This is a genomic window from Vibrio sp. Isolate25, from assembly GCF_022398025.1.
In the GTDB taxonomy this organism is placed as follows: Bacteria; Pseudomonadota; Gammaproteobacteria; order Enterobacterales; family Vibrionaceae; genus Vibrio; species Vibrio coralliilyticus_A.
Genome location: NZ_JAKEUT010000014.1, coordinates 32,862 through 46,678 on the forward strand (window position 1 = coordinate 32,862; position 13,817 = coordinate 46,678).

Here is a 13,817-nt window from a genome sequence, read left to right on the forward strand (position 1 = left end):
TGGGGATAGTGTCGGAATGTAATTGAGCGTAGTTACAATTGAGAATGGTTGTTGGAAGTTCAACCATCAATTTTCTTGCTCTTCAGATGCGCTCGGCCAGCGATGCATCTCGAGCCAAATCCCTACAACCGTCGCAACCATGCCGAGCAAAGGCATAAACGACGATTCTGCTGGTGTACGTAAAACAAGTGCGCAAAAAGAAATAAAGCACAGCACGGAATAGATTGTTAGACGATCTAAAGCTGTCAACATAAGCGCTCCTTGTTTTAAATGTTACCAACTTGTTAACTAAGTTAAAACAATTTGATCGCTTTGCCAAGGGGTTATTGAATATTTTTTCTTCACCAGTATTATCTACCCCCTATTGAGGTAACCAAAGATATGACCATGACAATCAATTCAGAACAGGCGACCCAAACTTTAGAGGCAGAAGGACTGCGCTGCCCAGAGCCCGTGATGATGGTCAGGAAGACAATCCGTAACATGCAAGAGGGTGAGATTCTGCTAGTAAAAGCCGATGACCCATCCACCACACGTGACATTCCGAGCTTCTGCCGCTTTATGGATCACCAGCTGATTGCGGCTCAAACTGAAGAGCTGCCTTATCAGTATCTGATCAAGAAAGGAATGGATTAGCGTTAACGCTAAACTAATTGAAATGAAAAACGGCTGCCTGGGGCAGCCGTTTGTTTATTCGTCATATTCAATGGTGTGGACTTCAGATTGCAATTTTCTCAGCTGTTTTTGCATTGCCCGCATTTCTTCGTGCATTGGGATAATGTGCGCGACTCGAATCCAGGCTTCAACCGTCAACGCGGTCAACACAAATGAACCTGCAACAATCGGTAGCCACATGTCGGTCAGTACCATTGCTAGTAAACACAGTACCAAGCCGAAAGTGAATAGATAACTCTGACTTTTTGGGGTCATCCCCATATAACGTGTAAGCATAATGTTGCCCTCTCGCTATACTCTAGGTGTTTGAAGAATAAACAGAATTCTTCTCACCTTGAGTAACATCATTCACACCGTTAAGTTAGCATGACAAGTATGACACTAATATGTCAGCGATCACGCCCTTACACGAATTTAGCACAGAGTTTGATCTATCGCATTTCTCCACCAGATATCCGATTTTTACCACACTTTAGCGACATTTTTTACAAAAACGCGGCGCCAACAGCCAGAGCGATAAACAGCAGGGCAGTCACCTTTCGAATCAGGTTGAGCGGCATCTTATCGGCCGAAAATTTACCAATCAAAACCACAGGAACATTGGCTGCCAGCATACCCAGCGTAGTACCTATAATCACCAACGTCAGCGCATCGGCAAACTGAGCTCCTAAGATAGAGGTGGCAATCTGAGTTTTATCACCAATTTCAGCGATAAAGAACGCGACAAAGCTGGCGACAAACGGCCCTCGGTTGGAAATTTCATCGTCATCATCCAACTTATCTGGAATCAGCACCCAACCCGCCATAGCGAGAAAACTTGCCACCACGACCCACTTAAGCACCTCTGGTGATAAATAGTCGGCCACAACCACACCTAACCAAGCCGCAAGGGCATGATTGGCAATAGTAGCGAAGAAAATAGCGGCGATAATCGGTATCGGTTTTCGATAACGACTGGCCAACAGTAAAGACAATAGCTGGGTTTTGTCACCAATTTCGGCTAAAGCGACAGTGGTAATTGAAATAGCTAAAACGCTCACGACATGCTCATTGAGGCAGGGATAATTATTTTAAACCTAAGACAAACCTCGTGCCCCACCCCGGTTCACGATGTTTATCTAAGGTCTTGCTAAACCCATCAGGCGATGAGTTTCGAGCGCCATGGTGATTGTGCACCAATTATGTTGACGAACGAACCAAACAATCAGGTTGATTGTGTTGGTAAGCTACTCCCCAAAGATGGACGCAATTCTATCCAGCTCTATGTCATTTCTCAAGTAACAAAGTGGTCAAAAACTTCCTTTTAGGAAAATTTGGATGAATAAGCCATTAAAAATCCATTAAAGGAGAATTCTGACTAGGAATTAATCAAGATTAGCCCTACTCCCCTACGCAATATCTGGGTATACTTGATTGTTATTTTCATTATATTAATGTGCTGAAAGTGATAGAAATCGCCATGACTACGGCGAACATTTGATCAATAACAGCAACAGAAGAATCGCGCGAACCTGACTTATGCAAAAATACGATATCAAAACCTTCCAGGGAATGATCCTCGCGCTGCAGGATTATTGGGCTCAAAATGGTTGTACCATTGTTCAACCGCTAGATATGGAAGTGGGTGCGGGTACCTCTCACCCAATGACTTGTCTACGAGCGCTTGGCCCAGAGCCAATGTCTACAGCTTACGTACAACCTTCACGTCGTCCGACTGATGGCCGTTACGGTGAAAACCCTAACCGTCTTCAGCACTACTACCAATTCCAAGTAGCGCTAAAACCATCGCCAGACAATATTCAGGAGCTGTACCTAGGTTCTCTAGAAGTACTTGGTGTCGATCCTCTGGTTCACGACATTCGTTTCGTCGAAGATAACTGGGAAAACCCAACGTTAGGCGCATGGGGCCTAGGCTGGGAAGTGTGGCTAAACGGCATGGAAGTGACTCAGTTTACTTACTTCCAGCAGGTTGGTGGCCTTGAGTGTAAACCAGTAACTGGTGAAATCACTTACGGTATCGAACGTCTCGCTATGTACATCCAAGAAGTAGACTCAGTTTACGATCTCGTATGGAACATCGCCCCAGACGGCAGCAAAGTCACTTACGGTGACATTTTCCACCAGAACGAAGTGGAACAGTCAACGTACAACTTCGAGCACGCAGACGTCGATTTCCTATTCACCTTCTTCGACCAATGTGAAAAAGAAACCAAAGAGCTACTTGAGCTTGAGAAGCCACTGCCGCTTCCAGCTTACGAGCGCATTCTTAAAGCGGGTCATGCATTCAACATTCTTGATGCACGCAAAGCTATCTCGGTAACAGAACGCCAGCGTTACATCCTTCGTATCCGCAATCTGACTAAATCAGTTGCAGAAGCGTACTACGCATCACGTGAAGCTCTTGGCTTCCCAATGTGTAAGAAAGAAGGCGAGGAGAAGTAATCATGGCTAAAGAATTTCTAATTGAACTGGGTACGGAAGAGCTACCACCAACGCAACTTCGCACTCTGGCGGAAGCGTTCGCAGCAAACTTCGAAGCGGAGCTTAAAGGTGCAGACCTAGCACACGAAGGCGTGAAATGGTACGCCGCTCCTCGTCGTCTGGCACTTAAGGTTTCAGCGCTAGCTGAAGGCCAAGCGGACAAAGTGGTTGAAAAGCGCGGCCCTGCAGTTTCTGTCGCATTCGATGCTGATGGTAACGCGACGAAAGCGGCTCAAGGTTGGGCGCGTGGTAACGGCATCACAGTTGAGCAAGCTGACCGTCTAGTAACAGACAAAGGCGAATGGCTTCTTTTCAAACAAGAAGTGAAAGGCCAAGCAACGTCTGAAATCGTTGTCGACCTAGCAGCTAAAGCACTGGGCAACCTGCCTATCGCTAAGCCAATGCGTTGGGGTAACAAGACTACTCAGTTTATCCGCCCAGTTAAAACACTGACTATGCTGATGGGCTCTGACCTTATCGAAGGTGAAATCCTAGGCGTAGCATCAGATCGCACTATCCGTGGTCACCGCTTCATGGGTGAGCAAGAATTCACGATTGAATCTGCAGAGCAATACCCAGCGATCCTAGAAGAGCGCGGTAAAGTGATGGCAGATTACGAAGCGCGTAAAGCCATCATCCTTGCAGATTCACAAAAAGCAGCGGCTGCCGTTGGCGGTGTTGCTGATCTCGAAGATGATCTAGTTGAAGAAGTGACTTCTTTGGTTGAATGGCCAGTGGTACTGACGGCGAAGTTCGAAGAAGAGTTCCTAAAGGTGCCTTCTGAAGCGCTGGTTTACACAATGAAAGGTGACCAGAAGTACTTCCCCGTCTATTCACACGAGAACGGTGACGCAAACAAGAAGCTACTACCAAACTTCATCTTTGTTTCTAACATCGAATCGAAAGAACCTCGTTATGTTATCGAAGGTAACGAGAAGGTAGTACGTCCACGTCTAGCGGATGCAGAGTTCTTCTTTAACACTGACCGTAAGCGTCCTCTTATCGACCGCCTGCCTGAACTAGAGCAAGCGATCTTCCAGAAGCAGCTTGGTACTATCAAAGACAAGACAGACCGCATCACAGAGCTTGCTGGCTACATCGCTGAGCAAATCGACGCTGACGTTGAGAAATCTAAGCGCGCAGGCCTACTGGCTAAGTGTGACCTAATGACATCTATGGTATTCGAATTTACCGATACTCAAGGTGTAATGGGCATGCACTATGCGACTCACGATGGTGAAGACGAGCAAGTTGCACTGGCACTTTACGAGCAGTACATGCCTCGTTTCGCCGGTGACGAACTGCCAAGCACTGGTATCTCATCTGCGGTAGCAATGGCTGACAAGCTAGATACGATCGTTGGTATCTTCGGTATTGGCCAAGCGCCTAAGGGTTCTGACCCATTCGCACTTCGCCGTGCATCACTAGGTGTGCTTCGTATCATCGTAGAAAACGGCTACAACCTAGACCTAACAGATTTGATTGCTAAGGCAAAATCTCTGTTTGGTGACCGTTTGACCAACGACAACGTAGAAGCTGACGTTATCGACTTTATGCTAGGTCGTTTCCGCGCATGGTACCAAGATGCAGGTTTCAGCGTGGATATCATCCAAGCGGTACTGGCGAATCGTCCAACTAAGCCAGCAGACTTCGACCAGCGCGTTAAAGCGGTATCTCACTTCCGCGAGCTAGAAGCAGCAGAAGCACTAGCGGCAGCGAACAAGCGTGTAGGTAACATCCTAGCCAAGTTCGACGGCGAACTAGCCGCTGAAATCGACCTTGCACTTCTCCAAGAAGATGCAGAGAAGACGCTAGCAGAAAACGTTGAGGTGATGACTGAAGCCCTTGAGCCAGCATTCGCGACCGGTAACTATCAAGAAGCGCTAAGCAAGCTTGCTGATCTACGTGAGCCTGTTGATGCGTTTTTCGATAACGTCATGGTAATGGCAGATGACGAAGCATTGAAGAAGAACCGTCTAACGCTACTAAACAACTTGCGTAACCTGTTCCTACAGATCGCGGATATTTCACTTCTACAGAAGTAATATCTCGAACAATATAGGTTCTACGAAGCCCAACTCCTCGGAGTTGGGCTTTGTTTTTATCAGTGACGGAATTTTGTGCTTTGCCTCGTAATCACATTAAGGTATGTTCAGGGATTACCCTATTATCCATAGACCACAACGCTCAAGGTGAGTCTTGGAATTACTAGCTTCGACTAGTAACTATTACACTTAAAGCAATCACAATGAATTAGGTATAACTACAAATGCAATTCTCTAAGTTTGGTGAAAAATTCAATCAGTATTCCGGTATCACGCGTTTAATGGATGACTTAAACGACGGCCTGCGCACGCCAGGTGCGATCATGCTCGGAGGTGGTAACCCAGCCGCTATTCCAGCCATGCTCGAATACTTTCGCCAAGCCAGTGAGGAGATGCTCGCCAACGGGGAGCTCGTGGCCGCCATGGCCAACTATGATGGCCCGCAAGGCAAAGACGCGTTTGTAAAAGCTCTGGCTAAGTTATTAAAAGACACTTATGGCTGGAACATATCAGAAAAAAACATCAGCCTGACCAACGGCAGTCAGAGCGGCTTCTTTTATCTGTTCAACCTGCTGGCGGGTAAGCAGCCAGATGGCTCACATAAGAAAATCTTGCTGCCTTTAGCGCCTGAATACATTGGCTACGGCGATGCAGGCGTTGATGAAGATATCTTTGTCTCCTACCATCCAGAAATTGAAATGCTCGACAATGGCCTGTTTAAATACCATGTCGATTTCGAACAGCTCAAAGTCGATGACTCGGTTGCCGCCATTTGTGCATCACGCCCAACCAACCCCACCGGTAACGTGCTCACTGATGAAGAAATCCATAAACTGGATAAACTGGCGCGCGAAAACAACATTCCGCTCATCATCGACAATGCCTATGGTCTGCCATTCCCGAATATCATCTTTGAAGATGTTCAGCCGTTCTGGAATGAAAACACCATCCTGTGTATGAGCCTGTCTAAACTCGGCCTTCCAGGTGTACGCTGCGGGATTGTGATTGCCAGTGAAGAAGTGACTCAGGCCATGACCAACATGAATGGCATCATCAGTTTGGCTCCTGTGAGTCTTGGCCCAGCATTAGGTCATCATATGATTAAGAATGATGACCTGCTAAACCTCAGCACCAATGTTATCAAGCCGTTTTATAGGCAAAAATCTCAGCGAGCGGTCGAACTGCTGCAAACCGCCATCACTGACTCACGTTTTCGCATTCACAAACCAGAAGGAGCTATCTTCCTATGGCTTTGGTTTGATGAGCTGCCAATCACCACTATGGAGTTGTACCAAAGGCTGAAAGCACGCGGCGTGTTAATCGTGCCAGGCGAGTACTTCTTTATTGGTCAGGAAGATGACTGGGAGCACGCACACCAGTGCCTGCGCATGAACTACGTTCAAGAAGACGACATGATGCAGAAAGGCATCAAGATTATTGCTGAAGAAGTCGAAAAAGCTTATCAAGAAGTCTAAGTAAACGGCTTCAGTTAGATCAAAAAAGAGCACCTAGATGGTGCTCTTTCACTCTAACTTTCAACACATACGCCCATCGGAGCGATAGATATTTTAGCCTTCTAACAGTTTACTCCCATTAATGGAAATTTTGCGTGGTTGCATCGCTTCTGGGATTTCGCGTTCTAGGTCAATGTGTAGCAGACCATTTTCCATGCTTGCACCGACAACTTTTACATAGTCTGCTAGCTGGAATTTACGCTCGAAATCGCGCTCTGCGATACCTTGATACACGTATTGCTTCTCTTCTTCTGTTTTACGTTCACCCTTAACTATCAGCATGTTCTCTTTTTGAGTAAGATCGAGCTGTTCTTCAGCGAAACCTGCCACCGCCATGGTAATACGGTAGTGATTCTCATCTTTTTGCTCGATGTTGTAAGGAGGGTAACCGCCAGAAGAATTTTTCGATGTATTCGCTTCCATCATGTTGAATAGACGATCGAAGCCGATTGCGTTGCGGTAAAGTGGAGTGAAATCTACAGTTCTCATAATGCTATCCTTTTAGTAAGCAATAGTCTTAGCCGTGAGTTCGCTCGGTTCGATTTTGTATTCGAGCCTTGCCGACTAAGGGATTCATCCACTACTCCTCGGGTTTTATTAACTCTGGGAGCTAGTGTCGAATCAAGTTCAATGGTGTGCCTCTAAGATCATCCTCTCCTGAGCGATACCTTATCAGCGGTTAGTGAAGTTCTGTTTCTTCTCTCGGGAGCAAGACAGCTTTCCTCTTCACAACTAGATATGTGGATTGAGCAAAGTAGTTTCAAGGAATTATTTTCAATTATTTCGCCAAACCAATATTTTTCAATACCTTACAGGCATAAAAAAGCACCACCAATAGGCAGTGCTTTAAATACAATGAAGCTATCAATTTAATTGCTTCGAGGCTAAGTTAGTTCGCATTAGTTCAAGTGAGGCGCACGCAGCATACAAGTGTATGTGAGTACACCGAACGCAGAAATCATGCGAAATAACGACGCATCGTAGTGATTAAACGTCTAGGTTAGCTACTTTCAATGCATTCTCTTCGATAAAGTTACGACGAGGTTCCACTTGGTCACCCATTAATGTCGTAAACAGTTGGTCTGCACCTACTGCATCTTCAATCGTTACCTGCATCATACGGCGCGTTTCTGGGTCCATTGTGGTTTCCCAAAGCTGCTCAGGGTTCATCTCTCCCAGACCTTTGTAGCGCTGTAGGCTTAGACCACGACGAGACTCTTTGATAAGCCACTCAAGCGCATCAACAAAGCTTGTTACTGGTTGAGTACGTTCACCACGCTTGATATAAGCACCTTCCTCGAGAAGACCATTAAGCGCTTCAGATAGATCGGCAAGTTTGCCATATTCTTTCGAATTAATCAGATCAATACTTAGTGCATACTCATGCGTCACACCATGAGTGCGTACGACAATCTTTGGTAGGTTTAAACCAAGCTCTGCATGTTGTTCAACTTCAAAGCTGTACTGACTTGCGCCCACTTCTTTTGCGTTTAACTGCTCAACAAGCTGCTTAGTCCACGCTTCTACTGCTGCCGCATCGTGGCACTGCTCTGCTGTTAGGCGAGGCGTATAGATGAGTTCATGCACTAGCGCACGCGGATAACGACGGCTCATGCGATCCACCAGCTTAATGCCCGCATTATACTGCTGAACCAACTTTTCTAATGCTTCACCTGCTAGCGCTGGCGCTTCTGCATTTACGTGCAAAGATGCGTTATCTAGTGCTAGGGACACTTGGTATTGGTTCATTGCATCTTCATCTTTGATGTACTGCTCTTGTTTGCCTTTCTTCACTTTGTAAAGTGGCGGCTGAGCGATGTATACGTAGCCACGCTCGATCAGCTCAGGCATTTGACGGTAGAAGAAGGTCAACAGTAACGTACGAATATGTGAACCATCGACATCGGCATCGGTCATGATGATGATGTTGTGGTAGCGTAATTTATCTGGATTGTACTCGTCACGGCCGATACCACAGCCAAGTGCGGTGATAAGCGTCGCGACTTCTTGCGAAGACAACATCTTATCGAAGCGTGCTTTCTCTACGTTGAGGATTTTACCTTTCAGTGGAAGAATCGCTTGGTTCTTACGGTTACGGCCTTGTTTTGCGGAGCCGCCTGCCGAGTCACCCTCCACTATGTACAGTTCAGAGAGCGCAGGATCTTTTTCCTGACAGTCTGCCAGTTTGCCTGGCAGGCCTGCTAGATCTAGCGCGCCTTTACGACGAGTCATCTCACGCGCTTTACGTGCGGCATCACGAGCGCGCGCAGCATCAATGATTTTAGTACAAACCGTTTTCGCTTCTGCTGGGTGTTCGATTAAAAACTCAGACAGTTTTTCACCCATTGCAGATTCAACCGCAGATTTCACTTCAGAAGAAACCAGTTTGTCTTTGGTTTGGCTTGAGAATTTAGGATCTGGCACCTTGACAGAAATAACTGCGGTTAGACCTTCACGCGCATCATCACCTGAAGTGGCGGTTTTTGCTTTTTTCGAGAAGCCTTCTTTGTCCATGAACGAGTTCAGTGTACGTGTTAACGCCGCACGGAAACCGGCTAGGTGCGTACCACCATCACGCTGAGGGATGTTGTTAGTGAAACAGTAGATGTTTTCTTGGTAGCCATCGTTCCACTGCATAGCCACTTCGACGGCAATACCATCTTCACGTTCAGCGTTGAAGTGGAATACTTTCTCAATAATCGGCGTCTTGTTAGTGTTTAAGTGATCAACAAACGCCTGAATACCACCTTCGTACATGAAGTGATCTTGTTTGTCTTCTTCACGCTCATCGCGCAACTTGATAGACACACCCGAGTTTAGGAAAGAAAGCTCACGTAGACGCTTAGCCAGAATGTCGTAATGGAATTCTGTGTTTGAGAAGGTTTCTTCACTAGGCCAGAAACGAATCTCTGTTCCTGTTTTGTCCGTTTCACCAATAACAGCAAGTGGCGCTTGCGGTTCACCATGATGATAGGTTTGCGTATGGATTTGGCCACCGCGGTGAATGGTCAGAGTCACTTGTTTGGATAATGCGTTGACTACCGATACACCAACACCATGTAGACCGCCTGATACCTTGTAAGAGTTATCATCAAACTTACCACCAGCGTGAAGTACCGTCATGATCACTTCGGCTGCTGATACATTCTCTTCTGGGTGCATTTCGGTCGGGATACCACGACCGTCATCGCGAACGGATACTGAACTGTCCTCATGAATAGTCACAACGATGTCTTTACAGTGACCCGCTAACGCTTCATCAATTGAGTTATCCACCACCTCGAAAACCATGTGGTGCAGACCGGTACCATCATCCGTGTCGCCGATGTACATACCAGGACGCTTACGTACCGCGTCCAGACCTTTTAGTACTTTAATACTCGATGAATCGTAATTTTCAGACATGAGTTATCTTCCACTATATATTTTGCTCTATTGTGCCATGTTCCACATGGAACATCTTACCATTTTCATCTGCCATATCAGCAATTTGGCTTTGCGTAATAGAACTTACAAAAACTTGTGCCCTCGTCTCTTTTAAGCAATCTGCAAGACGCTCACGACGTTGGCTATCTAATTCCGATGCAAAGTCATCAATTAAGTAAATACACTGCTTACCTGTTACTTTGGTCAAGTGCTGTCCCTGTGCAACTCGCAAGGCACAGACCATCAATTTAAGTTGGCCACGAGACAACACATCCTCAACAGGTGTACCATTTACTTTGATTTTTAAATCTGCCTTATTTGGGCCACTAAAGGTGTACCCCAGAGCCTGATCCCGTTCAAAATTCTTCTCAAGAATGTCTTGATAAGGGGTCTCTTTGTCCCAGCCTCGGTAGTACTTCAGCTGGATATCAAATTCGGGGAGAAATGTCTGACAGATTTCCTTGGCTTTCTCGGTCACCTGCTCGACATATGTGGCTCGCCACTGGCTGATGTTTTCAGCCAACCTTGCCATCTCCTGATCCCAATACGACAGCTCACGATAGCTGGTGGCTGTTTTTAACAACGCGTTGCGCTGCTTGTTCAGACGCTTAAACCGCCCCCAAGCATCATAGAAAGCAGACTCGGTGTGAAACACGCCCCAGTCGATAAATGCCCGACGATGCTTTGGGCCGTCCGTCAGTAAATCAAACCCTTCCGGATGAATCAATTGCAGTGGCAGAACCTGCGCCAATTGAGCCAGTTTTTGTCCGGACTGACCGCCTATTTTAACCTCTGTTGAGCCATCACGCTGCTTATTAATGCCAATTGGTAGCTCAAATTGATCCGAGTTCAAAAAACGACCGTGGACAAACAGCTCATCACAGCCATTTTGGATAACACGACCAGTCAAAGAGCTTTTAAACGAGCGACCATGCCCCAGCAAATAGATGGCTTCCAGAACACTGGTTTTACCACTACCATTGGGCCCAATAAGAAAGTTAAAGCCTGCAGACAGGTTAATGTCACAGGCTTCAATGTTTCTAAATTGCTTAATGATAAGACGAGAAAGCGGCATGCTAGAGTCGAATTGGCATCACCACGTACATCGCGCTGTCGTCATCGACATTTTCGATCATAGCGCTGGCATTGGCATCCGACATAGAGATACGAACTTTGTTACAGCGAAGCGTGTTGAGCACATCCAGTACATAGCTGACGTTAAAACCAATCTCAATCGGTTCACCCTCAAAGCTCACATCCAGCATCTCTTCTGCTTCTTCCTGCTCCGGATTATTGGCGGTAATACGCATTTCAGTATCCGCTAAGTTAACGCGTACCCCACGGAATTTTTCATTCGACAAGATAGCAGCACGCGAGAACGCCTGACGTAGCTCATCACATTCTGCTTCCAGGGTTTTGGTCGTTGATTGCGGCATCACACGGCGATAATCAGGGAAACGGCCATCCACCAGTTTAGAGGTGAAGACAAAGTTGTTTACTTCTGCACGCACGTTTGAGCTGCCTATTTGTAATGTCACCGGTTGCTCAGGCGCATCCAACAACTTAACCAACTCCAACACCCCTTTACGTGGCACAATGATTTGCTGCTGAGCAAACTCCGACCCAAGTTGAGCCTGAGAGACAGCCATACGGTGTCCATCAGTGGCAACACTGCGTAGTGTCGTACCATCAATTTCAAACAACATACCGTTGAGGTAGTAACGTACATCCTGATTGGCCATCGAGAATTGAGTTTTCTCAATCAATCCGCGCAACTCACCTTGCGTTAGTGAAACTTCAACTTCACTCTGCCAATCTTCAATGTTCGGGAAATCATTGGCAGGTAAGGTCGAGAGTGAGAACCGACTACGTCCAGAACGAACTTGAACACGATCGCCTTCAAGAACAAAGGTAATGACCGAATCGTCAGGTAATCCACGGCAGATATCTAAAAATTTACGTGAGGGAACTGTCACACTGCCCGCTTCAAAATCGCCTTCTAAAGCGACACGGCTGATAAGCTCGACTTCCAGATCTGTTGCCGTCATTGACAGCATATTGTCTTCAACTTTCAGTAACAGGTTGCCCAGAATAGGAAGAGTTGGACGACCACCTAATGCGCCAGATACTTGCTGCAGCGGTTTAAGTAAGTGGTTACGTTCAATGGAAAATTTCATAGTACGCTCTTATCAGAATTCGTTTAGCTTAATACGGTATTATTCTATTTAATGCTTAGAATACTGTGATTTATGAAGAAAGGGTACGAATCAGGTTAGAATAATCTTCCTTGATGTCATGGCTCTCTTCGCGCAATTGTTCAATCTTACGACAAGCATGAAGAACAGTAGTATGGTCTCGACCACCAAAAGCATCACCAATTTCAGGCAAGCTGTGGTTGGTCAGCTCTTTAGCTAACGCCATCGCTAGCTGACGCGGACGCGCAACCGAGCGCGAGCGGCGCTTAGACAGCAAATCGGCAACTTTAATCTTGTAGTATTCCGCCACCGTCTTTTGAATATTATCGATCGTCACCAACTTTTCTTGCAGAGCCAGCAAGTCACGCAGAGCTTCACGGACAAAGTCGATAGTAATTGGGCGACCAGTAAAGTTGGCATTGGCAATCACGCGGTTCAACGCGCCTTCCAGCTCACGAACATTCGAGCGCAGTCGCTTGGCGATAAAAAACGCCACTTCATCGGCAAGGTGGATTTGGTGATCTTCGGCTTTTTTCATCAAGATCGCGACACGGGTTTCCAACTCAGGCGGTTCGATCGCCACCGTTAATCCCCAACCAAAGCGAGATTTTAAGCGATCCTCTACACCACTGATCTCTTTTGGATAGCGGTCTGAGGTTAAAATGATCTGTTGATTACCTTCTAAAAGCGCATTGAAGGTATGGAAGAACTCTTCCTGAGAGCGCTCTTTATTGGCAAAGAATTGGATATCATCGATCAGCAAAGCGTCAACACTGCGGTAGTAACGTTTAAACTCTTCAATCGCGTTGTTTTGCAGCGCTTTGACCATATCCTGAACGAATCGCTCAGAGTGCATGTAGACCACTTTAGCATTCGGCTTGTTATCCACAATCGCATTGCCCACCGCGTGCAACAAATGCGTTTTACCTAGACCCGTACCGCCATATAAGAATAAGGGGTTGTATGCTGCGCCTGGATTGTCAGCAACCTGACGAGCTGCCGCTAAACCGAGTTGGTTGGATTTACCTTCAACGAAGTTGTTGAACTTGTGCTTGATGTTGACATTTGAGCGGTGGTTGATTTCCGCCACCTGCTGCTCATCATCATCCCAAGTTTTATGCACAGGCTTACGCGCTTGAAGCTGAGCAGGTGCCGAAGACTCTGCCGCAACATCAGCGGGCGTGCGCTTCGGCGCAGGCTTAGGGGCAGAAACAGGACGGCTCCCCACTTCAAAACGTAAACTCGGAATATCGTTACCACAGTATTCCTGCAACAAACGATTAATGCTGTTGAGGTAGCGGTCGCGAACCCAATCCATAACAAAACGGTTAGGTGCGAACAAAGTGAGAGTATTGTCATTGAGCTCCGCTTGTAACGGACGTACCCACATACTGAATTCTGTAGCTGGTAGCTCTTCTTGAAGCTGCTGCATACATTGCAACCAAAGCGAAGATGACACGGTGCCCCCACTCAAAGTTAAT

12 protein-coding genes are annotated in these 13,817 nt (G+C 46.6%); 4 read left to right on the top strand and 8 right to left on the bottom strand.

Going from position 1 to position 13,817, the window contains the following annotated elements:
- Window positions 1-66: 66 nt before the first annotated feature.
- On the bottom strand, window positions 67-252 hold the full coding sequence (locus L1D15_RS18495; RefSeq protein WP_006957487.1) for a hypothetical protein: 186 nt from the start codon (window positions 250-252) through the stop codon (window positions 67-69).
- Window positions 253-387: 135 nt separating this feature from the next.
- On the opposite strand from L1D15_RS18495, the gene tusA reads away from it, so the two are divergent.
- Window positions 388-636: a sulfurtransferase TusA gene (tusA, locus tag L1D15_RS18500; RefSeq protein WP_038514221.1), complete on the top strand. Its 249-nt coding sequence runs from the start codon at window positions 388-390 to the stop codon at window positions 634-636.
- 54 nt (window positions 637-690) lie between these two features.
- On the opposite strand, the gene L1D15_RS18505 is transcribed toward tusA, so the two are convergent.
- Window positions 691-951 (bottom strand): hypothetical protein, encoded by a 261-nt coding sequence (locus tag L1D15_RS18505; RefSeq protein ID WP_006957484.1) that lies wholly within the window; start codon window positions 949-951, stop codon window positions 691-693.
- A gap of 209 nt (window positions 952-1,160) precedes the next feature.
- Window positions 1,161-1,715, bottom strand: coding sequence for a TMEM165/GDT1 family protein (locus L1D15_RS18510; RefSeq protein WP_172855240.1), 555 nt, complete (start codon window positions 1,713-1,715; stop codon window positions 1,161-1,163).
- A gap of 478 nt (window positions 1,716-2,193) precedes the next feature.
- On the opposite strand from L1D15_RS18510, the gene glyQ reads away from it, so the two are divergent.
- The 3 genes from glyQ (at window position 2,194) to L1D15_RS18525 (ending at window position 6,676) form a co-directional block, all read left to right on the top strand.
- On the top strand, window positions 2,194-3,117 hold the full coding sequence (gene glyQ / locus L1D15_RS18515) for a glycine--tRNA ligase subunit alpha (RefSeq protein WP_006957480.1): 924 nt from the start codon (window positions 2,194-2,196) through the stop codon (window positions 3,115-3,117).
- 2 nt (window positions 3,118-3,119) lie between these two features.
- On the top strand, window positions 3,120-5,201 hold the full coding sequence (gene glyS, locus L1D15_RS18520) for a glycine--tRNA ligase subunit beta (protein ID WP_239876660.1): 2,082 nt from the start codon (window positions 3,120-3,122) through the stop codon (window positions 5,199-5,201).
- Window positions 5,202-5,425: 224 nt separating this feature from the next.
- Window positions 5,426-6,676 carry a valine--pyruvate transaminase gene (locus L1D15_RS18525; RefSeq protein ID WP_239876661.1) on the top strand — a complete coding sequence of 417 codons (1,251 nt, stop codon included), beginning with the start codon at window positions 5,426-5,428 and terminating at the stop codon, window positions 6,674-6,676.
- Window positions 6,677-6,769: 93 nt separating this feature from the next.
- On the opposite strand, the gene L1D15_RS18530 is transcribed toward L1D15_RS18525, so the two are convergent.
- The 5 genes from L1D15_RS18530 to dnaA all read right to left on the bottom strand — a co-directional run bounded on the left by L1D15_RS18530 (window position 6,770) and on the right by dnaA (window position 13,795).
- Complete coding sequence (locus L1D15_RS18530; protein ID WP_239838819.1) at window positions 6,770-7,204, bottom strand: Hsp20 family protein; 435 nt, start codon at window positions 7,202-7,204, stop codon at window positions 6,770-6,772.
- A 498-nt stretch (window positions 7,205-7,702) separates the two neighbouring features.
- A complete protein-coding gene (gene gyrB / locus L1D15_RS18535; protein WP_239876662.1) occupies window positions 7,703-10,120 on the bottom strand; it encodes a DNA topoisomerase (ATP-hydrolyzing) subunit B in 2,418 nt (805 codons plus the stop codon).
- A gap of 13 nt (window positions 10,121-10,133) precedes the next feature.
- The gene (gene recF, locus L1D15_RS18540) at window positions 10,134-11,216 is read right to left on the bottom strand and encodes a DNA replication/repair protein RecF (RefSeq protein WP_239876663.1); all 1,083 of its coding nucleotides are present in this window, start codon (window positions 11,214-11,216) and stop codon (window positions 10,134-10,136) included.
- A 1-nt stretch (window position 11,217) separates the two neighbouring features.
- Entirely contained in the window at window positions 11,218-12,318 is a 1,101-nt protein-coding gene (dnaN, locus tag L1D15_RS18545; RefSeq protein WP_239838816.1) for a DNA polymerase III subunit beta, read from the bottom strand.
- 70 nt (window positions 12,319-12,388) lie between these two features.
- On the bottom strand, window positions 12,389-13,795 hold the full coding sequence (dnaA, locus tag L1D15_RS18550; RefSeq protein ID WP_029235934.1) for a chromosomal replication initiator protein DnaA: 1,407 nt from the start codon (window positions 13,793-13,795) through the stop codon (window positions 12,389-12,391).
- Between the last annotated feature and the right edge of the window lie 22 nt (window positions 13,796-13,817).

Excerpts from the sequence above, each read along its gene's own strand:
- tusA (WP_038514221.1), top strand. The coding sequence starts at position 388 with ATGACAATCAATTCAGAACAGGCGACCCAAACTTTAGAGGCAGAAGGA.
- L1D15_RS18530 (WP_239838819.1), bottom strand. The coding sequence starts at position 7,204 with ATGAGAACTGTAGATTTCACTCCACTTTACCGCAACGCAATCGGCTTC.
- L1D15_RS18495 (WP_006957487.1), bottom strand. The coding sequence starts at position 252 with ATGTTGACAGCTTTAGATCGTCTAACAATCTATTCCGTGCTGTGCTTT.
- L1D15_RS18505 (WP_006957484.1), bottom strand. The coding sequence starts at position 951 with ATGCTTACACGTTATATGGGGATGACCCCAAAAAGTCAGAGTTATCTA.
- gyrB (WP_239876662.1), bottom strand. The coding sequence starts at position 10,120 with ATGTCTGAAAATTACGATTCATCGAGTATTAAAGTACTAAAAGGTCTG.
- L1D15_RS18525 (WP_239876661.1), top strand. The coding sequence starts at position 5,426 with ATGCAATTCTCTAAGTTTGGTGAAAAATTCAATCAGTATTCCGGTATC.
- glyQ (WP_006957480.1), top strand. The coding sequence starts at position 2,194 with ATGCAAAAATACGATATCAAAACCTTCCAGGGAATGATCCTCGCGCTG.
- glyS (WP_239876660.1), top strand. The coding sequence starts at position 3,120 with ATGGCTAAAGAATTTCTAATTGAACTGGGTACGGAAGAGCTACCACCA.
- recF (WP_239876663.1), bottom strand. The coding sequence starts at position 11,216 with ATGCCGCTTTCTCGTCTTATCATTAAGCAATTTAGAAACATTGAAGCC.
- dnaN (WP_239838816.1), bottom strand. The coding sequence starts at position 12,318 with ATGAAATTTTCCATTGAACGTAACCACTTACTTAAACCGCTGCAGCAA.